Source organism: Candidatus Sysuiplasma jiujiangense, assembly GCA_019721075.1.
Classification (GTDB): Archaea; Thermoplasmatota; Thermoplasmata; order Sysuiplasmatales; family Sysuiplasmataceae; genus Sysuiplasma; species Sysuiplasma jiujiangense.
In genome coordinates, this window is the sequence record JAHEAD010000020.1 from 26,279 (window position 1) to 33,536 (window position 7,258).

Here is a 7,258-nt window from a genome sequence, read left to right on the forward strand (position 1 = left end):
GTTTGATGGACAGATTGGCGGGCAGAAAGACAAGCATAAACAGAGAACTTGAGAAGAGCCTTGCTGTCGGTGACAACGAGACACTGAGGGAGGCAATGAAGCATTACCCTCTAGCCGGCGGAAAGAGGCTGAGACCGCTGCTTGCGTATCTTGTGGCCGAATCCATATCAGGCGACGGAGAGGCGACCATTCCCTTCGGTGTCGGACTTGAGCTCATACACAATTTCACGCTGGTCCATGACGACATTATGGACAGATCTGATTTGAGGCGCGGTATTGCTTCGGTTCACAAGAAATTCGATGTTCCTACTGCAATTGTTGCCGGAGACGCGCTGTTTGCCCTTGCGTTTGAGCAGATATGCAGTCTGCAGATAGAGGACGCCCTCCTGCGGATTATTGTCGGCGACACCGCTCTGGCAGTCAGGGAAGTTGCGGAGGGTCAGCAGATGGATATGGAATTTGAGAAGAGATCCGATATAACAGTGAAGGACTACCTTTCAATGATAGACAAGAAAACGGCCAGGCTGTACTTCACCGCGGCAAGAACAGGTGCCATAATTTCAAGGGCGCCGCTGGAGCAGATAAGATCGATGGGAGACATGGGTTACCTCATGGGCATCGGTTTCCAGATATGGGACGATGTGCTCGACCTTGAAGGTGAGGAGGGCAAGACAGGGAAGCCGTTCGGAGGTGACATCAGGGAGGGCAAAAGGACCCTCATGGTCGTCTATGCCTTCAGCCATATGAAGGGAGAGGATAAGAAGACATTCCTGAGTGTTCTGGGCAACCAGAAGGCATCAAGGAAGTCGATAGAGGAGGCAGTCGGGCTGCTGCACAAATGTGGCGCTGTGTCATACGCGAAAAATTTTGCGCTGGAATATGTCAGAGAGGCCAAGGAACGTGCATCGTCCCTCAAATCCTCTGAAGCAAAGGATCTGCTTCTGGATCTCATCGATTACAGCGTCAGGCGCGACAACTGAGACAATCAGCGCATCCGCAACGTCCGGATGAGACGGGCTGGGTGCCCTCTACTCTATACCGGCCTGTGTGATCCTGAAATCGACATATTCGGCGTCGCGCAGGTATCTGTGCTTGATTAGTGTTGCTTTCCTGCCGCCGCCGGAAACCTTTTCGAGGTAAAGTATCGTCTTGGCAGCATGATTGATCGCATGACCTCCAAGCGGTTCAAATGTTCCCTTATCGATGTTCGTATAAACCTGCGATGTGACAATTACGGGTATGTCATACTTCCTGGCTGCGGAAAGAAGCATCGTGAGCTGTTCGCTCAGTTCCTTCCTGTCTTCCAGCTCTTCTGTTCTATAGGAACGAAATAGCATAGTCAGACTGTCGACAACAATGAGGCTTATTTTACCTCTTACTTCGATGAGCTTGATGCCCTTCTCGATGAGTTTTGTCTGCTCCCTGAAATCGTTCGGAGCGGAAAAAAGTATGCTCTTTGAGACCCTGTCGAAATTCGTGCCGGAGAGCTGCCTGAGCCTGTCCATCGAAACGCCCTCTGTATCGATATATATTATCCTGCTGCCTGTAAGCGCGGAATTCCTTGAGGCAAGCAGACACAGGTTTGTCTTGCCGCTTCCGCCTTCCCCGTAAAGAAGGGTAATTGTCGACGACTCAAAACCGCCATCCAGTAGCCTGTCTATCTTGGCAGAGCCGGTTGAGAGTTTGACCACGGTGCGGTTGATGACTTCTTTCATAAATAAATGCATCAGAAGCACTACAACACAAATCAGCGCGCAGTCAGGTTTGGCGGCGAAGTTCAAAACTGTTCCCGCCGGTCATGAGAAGTGCGATTTTGACTACCTTTCCCCCTCTGCCGTTATTGCCTGAGGGAATGATCTGCCTGCTGATGCGATTCTTGCAGCCGCAATTATATGGAAATATGAAAATCAATAATATCGTACCGTCTGCATGCATACATACAGAAATTGTAAAGTATTGAATCCGCAATTGAAGTTGAGGAGATTGTCTTTTTGTCCGGGAAAAAAGTTGCAAAGCTGCGGGCGGAGAGGCTGGCAACGTCATGCGTCCATGCGGGAGAAATGACTGATTACATGACCGGGTCGGTGACGACTCCAATATTTCAGGCATCTACTTTTTACTATCCTTATGCAATAGACAGGGACGGGCGCTATACAGACGCAAAGGCACCCTATTTCTACACCAGGCTTATGAATCCCACTGTCAGGGTGGCGGAACGGAAACTCAGCATGATAGAGGGGACAGAGGATGCAGTTGCATTTTCAAGCGGGATGGCCGCGATTTCAACCGCCGTTCTCGAAATAATGCAGACAAGAGGGCACATTATCTCAGTAAGGGATCTTTATGGCGGTACGTTCTCTTTATTCACTGAAATTCTGCCTTCGCTCGGCCACAGTGCATCATTTTTCAGCAGGAATGACGTGGACAGTATCGACACCATGATAAAGGAGAATACGAGGGCCGTTTACGTGGAAACACCGACAAATCCTACTCTCGACATATACGATATTGAACGCATTTTCAGCGTTGCGCATGAACACGGTCTGGTTACGATCATAGACAACACCTTTCCCTCGCCTGTCAACATGCGCCCCCATAGTTTTGGCGCGGACATCGTTCTCCACAGCGCGACAAAATATCTATCCGGCCATTCTGACATTGTCGCCGGAATGGTGGCCGGAGGAAGCGGAATCGTAGGAAGGATCAGGGAAATGCAGTCGGTTCTAGGCGGAAGCATGGATCCCTTTGCCGGATATCTCCTCGATCGCGGAATGAAGACTCTTGAACTCAGGGTAAAAAGGCAAAACGAGAATGCGATGGCTATTGCGCGATTCCTGGAGGATTGCAAGGGCATAGGAAGGGTGCTCTATCCTGGTCTTCCATCTCACGAAGGGCATGATATCGCAAGGAGATTGATGAAAGGTTACGGAGGGATGGTTTCGTTCGAAGTCGGCAGGAGGATGGAGGACGCAGAACGCTTTATCAGGAAGTTGAAAATACCAAAGGTTGCGGCGAGTCTTGGAAGTGTCGAGTCGCTAGTGACTATTCCGGCGCAGACTTCGCACAGACAGATGTCCCCTGCCGAGAGGCGTGGGAGGGGGATAAGCGACTGCCTCGTCAGGCTCTCGGTTGGCGTTGAAGATTGCGAGGATCTGATCGAAGATATATCGTCCGCACTGGGAAAATGATGACATGATCCTGAACGATGACGTGTTGAAGATCGGTGCTGAAGCGCGGATAAGCCGCACATATTTCCTCGGGCGCAAGGCAGTCGTAAAACAGAGGGTCCGCAAATCCTATCGTGATGAAAGGCTTGACAGGAGAATTACTGTGCAGCGAATCAGAAATGAGGCCAGGTGTATGGTGGCGGCCAGAAATGCCGGGCTTAATGTTCCAAGAATATATGACGTGGATGAGGACGAGGGAAGGATAGTCATGGAATTCATTGACGGCCGAAGACTTAACCAGCTGCTCTATGAAGCGGACAGGGAATACCGGATTCTGCTTGAGGCGCTGCTCGGTTCCTCGATAGGGCTGATGCACAGCTCAGGCATTTCCCATGGTGATATAACAACATCGAATGTCATAGTGCGCAACGGTCTTCTATATTTTATCGATTTTTCGTTCGCTTCCAGGTCTGCTAACGAAGAGACGATGGGAGTCGATATCAGGCTACTGAGGGAGGTCTACAGATCTACGCACACGGAGTTTGAATCTGAGCTAGGTCTGATAGAGGACGCATATCTGAGGAACGGCGGAAAGCACGAAATTCTCGAGAAGGCCGATGAAATACAATCCAGGGCACGGTACACGTGAAAGCGCTTACTGTAATCACAACAAATGACGGAAAATTCAGGGAGTGTACGGATGCGTTGTCAGTATCAGATATCAGAATTCAAAGGCTGAATGCGCGGTATCCCGAAATACAGGCCGACAGCCTGGAGGAGGTGGTTGTCTTTGGTATGCAGTGGCTGAATGGAAAGGCGGATCCGCCTTTTGTTATCGATGATTCCGGCCTGTTCATCGAAGGTCTCAAGGGATTCCCCGGGGTTTACAGTTCACATGCCTACAGAACGGTGGGGAACGACGGAATACTAAAATTAATGGAAGGCATTAGTGACAGGAAAGCTGTCTTCATGACGGTTATTGGCCTATTCAGCAACGGTAAGGCCCGGACCTTTAAAGGAGCATGCCATGGGAACATAGCCTATGCAGCGCGCGGGAACGGCGGGTTTGGTTTCGATCCGATTTTCTGCCCTGCGGGCAGCAGTAGAACCTTCGCAGAATTCAGTGTTTCCGAAAAAAATGAAATTTCGCACAGGGGTATAGCACTCCGAAAGCTGAAACAAACCCTGATCCGGGACAACGAGGAACAGGCGTAAAATGTGTTATCAGCGCCATGCAGTGCCAATTTGGAATTCATGCACATAAGTTATAAGAGGAAAACATAATTTGCGTCCGCCGGGTCCGTGGGGTAGTTTGGTATCCTTCCAGCTTTGGGAGCTGGTGACCCCAGTTCAAATCTGGGCGGACCCAATCCATTTATCGTTCTAAACCGTTAAATATTGGGCTGAGAATCACTGATTCATGACAAAAAGAGTCAGCCCCCGCGGAAGAGGCACAGGGCAGGATTCAAAGCATGGCTATCTGCTGCAGGACGAAGACGTCAGAAGGTGGTACCTGAACGTCGCCCGGGGTTCACAGATAACGGCCGACGTGTACCTGAGGCGTCTCGGCAATTTCAGGGAGGACACGAAACTGCTGCCGAAGGATCTTGTCAGGATGAATCAGAAGGCGCTCGGCAACCGTCTTCTGGATTACATCGGCGAGAAGGAGGGGACGGTGTCGCCTGGATACCTGAACTCCGTCCTCAAGGCCGTCAGGTCATGGCTCAATTTCTATGGAAAGCCGCTGAAGACGAAGCTGACGGTGCGCCTGTCAAATTCCAGGCCGACCGTCGACGGCGAACGTGTGCCGACGCAGGATGAACTGAGGAGAATACTGCTCTCAGCGACGAAGAGGGACAGGGTGAGCGTCGCGCTCATGGCACACTCGGGCCTTCGCCCCGGTGTGCTGGGCAGCTATCTCGGGGACAACGGTCTCAGGGTGAGGGACTTGCCGGAATTGAAGATAGAGGGGAAGACGGTCAGTTTCGAGAAAATCCCTGCCATAATCGTCATTCCCATGGAACTCAGCAAAACCAGGAACAGGTACACCACATTCTTGTCGGAGGAAGGATGCGGCTATCTGAAAGAGTATCTTGAGGAACGCATCAGGGGAGGTGAGAAGCTGACGGCAGACAGTTCAGTCATCAGCCCGAAATGGCTGGAGGGCAAGCAGTTCATAACAACGATAAAGGTGAGCGACGGCGTCCGTAATGCAATCAGGAAGGCGGGCTTCGAACACCGGCCATATGTTCTCAGGAGCTTCTTCGACACGCAGCTGCTTCTGGCAGAGAGCAAGATTGGACTGCCTCATGACTATAGAGTTCACTGGATGGGGCACAGCGGGAGCATGGAGGCTCGTTACACTGTGAACAAGAGTATGCCGGACAGCCTGGTGGAGGACATGCGTGCGTCTTACCTGAAATGCCAGCAGTTCCTGCAAACAATTCCACAGAAGGAGGAGCATGCGATCGAGAAGAGGCTGATACATGCCCTGCTTAAAATGGCACACTATGACGACAGAGAGATAGAGGCGGTGGATATCTCAAAACTGAGCGACGAGCAGCTGGAAGAGATGCTCAGAAAAGGGTTCGGTGCGACAAACGGCGGCGGACAGGGGAACGGCAGCGGACATAACGGCGGTTTCAGGCAGAAACTGGTCGGTGCGCTCGAGCTTGAACGGTACGTGGAAGAGGGATGGGAAATAGTGCATGAACTGTTAGACGGAAGGATAGCGGTAAAACACAACGGCTGACAGGTGTGTCATTTTCGTCCTTCGCGTTTAATCTGAAAAACCGCTTCCAGCCATTCCTCTATTTCCCTCAAGTGATATGGCATGTCTGCAGCTATCGATTCCCACTGGTCGCCGATAATCTTCTCAAAATCATCTCGTCTGCAATTCATGAAGTAAAATGCAATATCGAGAAGTGTACCGAACTCGGCCAGTTCGTCCGCTAGCTGAAAGACAGCGGCGCTCGCGGAAAAGGTCATGCTGCTGTCGAAAGAAGGTCTGAATGAATATCCCCGTCCGTGCCTGTATCCTTTCTTCCCGAACAGATACAGCGGCCTGTCGACGACGGCGTCGTGTGCCAATAGCCATTCGAGGCCACGCCTTACAGACATGCCTGCAACCTTCCGGCCGCAACTGTACCGCCCGGTGAATTCGAGCTCAATGCTGTCGGACGTGAAAGGGCCGTTACCGGTTATTGGCAGCTGACCGAAAACCAGCAACTTACTCTCATCATCGGCGGATTCTGCAACACGCCTACCAAGAGCATTCATACATTCCACAACTCGCAAGGCAACCGAAGGGGTTTCGATGCCAATGGGGCGGCCACGACGAGAAACGTTAGTCGACAGTCTGAGCGATCCCAGCAATCCCGGATGGAATTTCTCACTTTCCCTGTGCGCAAACAACCAATCGGGGAGCGCCGGCTTTGTCGAATTGCGTTTTCTGTGCATAAATGTTGCCTGACAACATTTTCGAGCTATATTAATTCAAATAGTTTATCTAACCTTTTCATGTTTGGCAAAAAATTAAAGGTCGTACGGTTAAACAACAATCATTCCAATAGTGTGATAATACCAAAATTTCTCAATGTTGGCAACGTAATTTCCTTCGCAACTGATAATCGATTCGCTTTGATGGATCTTTCAGGCGAGACGGATCCGAACGAGCTACTGTTGGCGCTCAGTAGCATAGGGGTGAATAAATGATCCAGACAGAGCATCTACGAAGTCTGGCAACAGAACTATCCTCGAAGAGCGAGCTTCGGGTGCTACTGTTCCTGCTGCCGCCCAGAGTAGACACAAATACCCTCCTAATGCAGACGAAATTATTAAGGGCACTCGCGCGAGCTGAAGACGCCTCAGCGCAATCCGGAGGCCGTTGAAAGGCTGATTTCCGGAAGTCCGGCTTCTTTAAGAGGCAAGCCGGACCGGAGGCTCTCACTATGTATGTTATAGGACACCTGATATTTGTAGTTTCTCACGCTACCTATGGCGGACATAAAGGGTTAGGCAATGAGTGCCGCAGATACATCAGCTTCTGAAACATGACCGACCTTCCATTCTTGCAGGAGCAGTGTCAGCCG

The 7,258-nt window shown here is 50.9% G+C and carries 8 protein-coding genes and 1 tRNA gene; 7 read left to right on the plus strand and 2 right to left on the minus strand.

Going from position 1 to position 7,258, the window contains the following annotated elements; all coding sequences use genetic code 11:
• Positions 1 to 5 precede the first annotated feature (5 nt).
• Positions 6 to 980, plus strand: coding sequence for a polyprenyl synthetase family protein (locus KIS29_09740; GenBank protein ID MBX8640602.1), 975 nt, complete (start codon positions 6 to 8; stop codon positions 978 to 980).
• Positions 981 to 1,028: 48 nt separating this feature from the next.
• On the opposite strand, the gene radB is transcribed toward KIS29_09740, so the two are convergent.
• Entirely contained in the window at positions 1,029 to 1,691 is a 663-nt protein-coding gene (radB, locus tag KIS29_09745; GenBank protein MBX8640603.1) for a DNA repair and recombination protein RadB, read from the minus strand.
• Between the two features lie 10 nt (positions 1,692 to 1,701).
• On the opposite strand from radB, the gene KIS29_09750 reads away from it, so the two are divergent.
• The 6 genes from KIS29_09750 to KIS29_09775 all read left to right on the plus strand — a co-directional run bounded on the left by KIS29_09750 (position 1,702) and on the right by KIS29_09775 (position 5,919).
• Entirely contained in the window at positions 1,702 to 1,848 is a 147-nt protein-coding gene (locus KIS29_09750) for a hypothetical protein (GenBank protein MBX8640604.1), read from the plus strand.
• 143 nt (positions 1,849 to 1,991) lie between these two features.
• A complete protein-coding gene (locus KIS29_09755; protein MBX8640605.1) occupies positions 1,992 to 3,188 on the plus strand; it encodes an aminotransferase class I/II-fold pyridoxal phosphate-dependent enzyme in 1,197 nt (398 codons plus the stop codon).
• A 4-nt stretch (positions 3,189 to 3,192) separates the two neighbouring features.
• Entirely contained in the window at positions 3,193 to 3,816 is a 624-nt protein-coding gene (locus KIS29_09760) for a Kae1-associated serine/threonine protein kinase (GenBank protein MBX8640606.1), read from the plus strand.
• 14 nt (positions 3,817 to 3,830) lie between these two features.
• Positions 3,831 to 4,382, plus strand: coding sequence for an XTP/dITP diphosphatase (locus tag KIS29_09765; protein ID MBX8640607.1), 552 nt, complete (start codon positions 3,831 to 3,833; stop codon positions 4,380 to 4,382).
• An 81-nt stretch (positions 4,383 to 4,463) separates the two neighbouring features.
• Positions 4,464 to 4,536: transfer RNA gene (locus KIS29_09770), tRNA-Pro, on the plus strand.
• Positions 4,537 to 4,587: 51 nt separating this feature from the next.
• Positions 4,588 to 5,919 (plus strand): site-specific integrase, encoded by a 1,332-nt coding sequence (locus KIS29_09775; protein MBX8640608.1) that lies wholly within the window; start codon positions 4,588 to 4,590, stop codon positions 5,917 to 5,919.
• An 8-nt stretch (positions 5,920 to 5,927) separates the two neighbouring features.
• On the opposite strand, the gene KIS29_09780 is transcribed toward KIS29_09775, so the two are convergent.
• Positions 5,928 to 6,446, minus strand: coding sequence for a hypothetical protein (locus KIS29_09780; protein MBX8640609.1), 519 nt, complete (start codon positions 6,444 to 6,446; stop codon positions 5,928 to 5,930).
• Positions 6,447 to 7,258: the final 812 nt, after the last annotated feature.

Bases quoted from the DNA above. Each gene is read 5' to 3' on its own strand.
- KIS29_09740 (MBX8640602.1), top strand. From the start codon at position 6: ATGGACAGATTGGCGGGCAGAAAGACAAGCATAAACAGAGAACTTGAG.
- KIS29_09750 (MBX8640604.1), top strand. From the start codon at position 1,702: ATGACTTCTTTCATAAATAAATGCATCAGAAGCACTACAACACAAATC.
- KIS29_09760 (MBX8640606.1), top strand. From the start codon at position 3,193: ATGATCCTGAACGATGACGTGTTGAAGATCGGTGCTGAAGCGCGGATA.
- KIS29_09775 (MBX8640608.1), top strand. From the start codon at position 4,588: ATGACAAAAAGAGTCAGCCCCCGCGGAAGAGGCACAGGGCAGGATTCA.
- KIS29_09780 (MBX8640609.1), bottom strand. From the start codon at position 6,446: ATGAATGCTCTTGGTAGGCGTGTTGCAGAATCCGCCGATGATGAGAGT.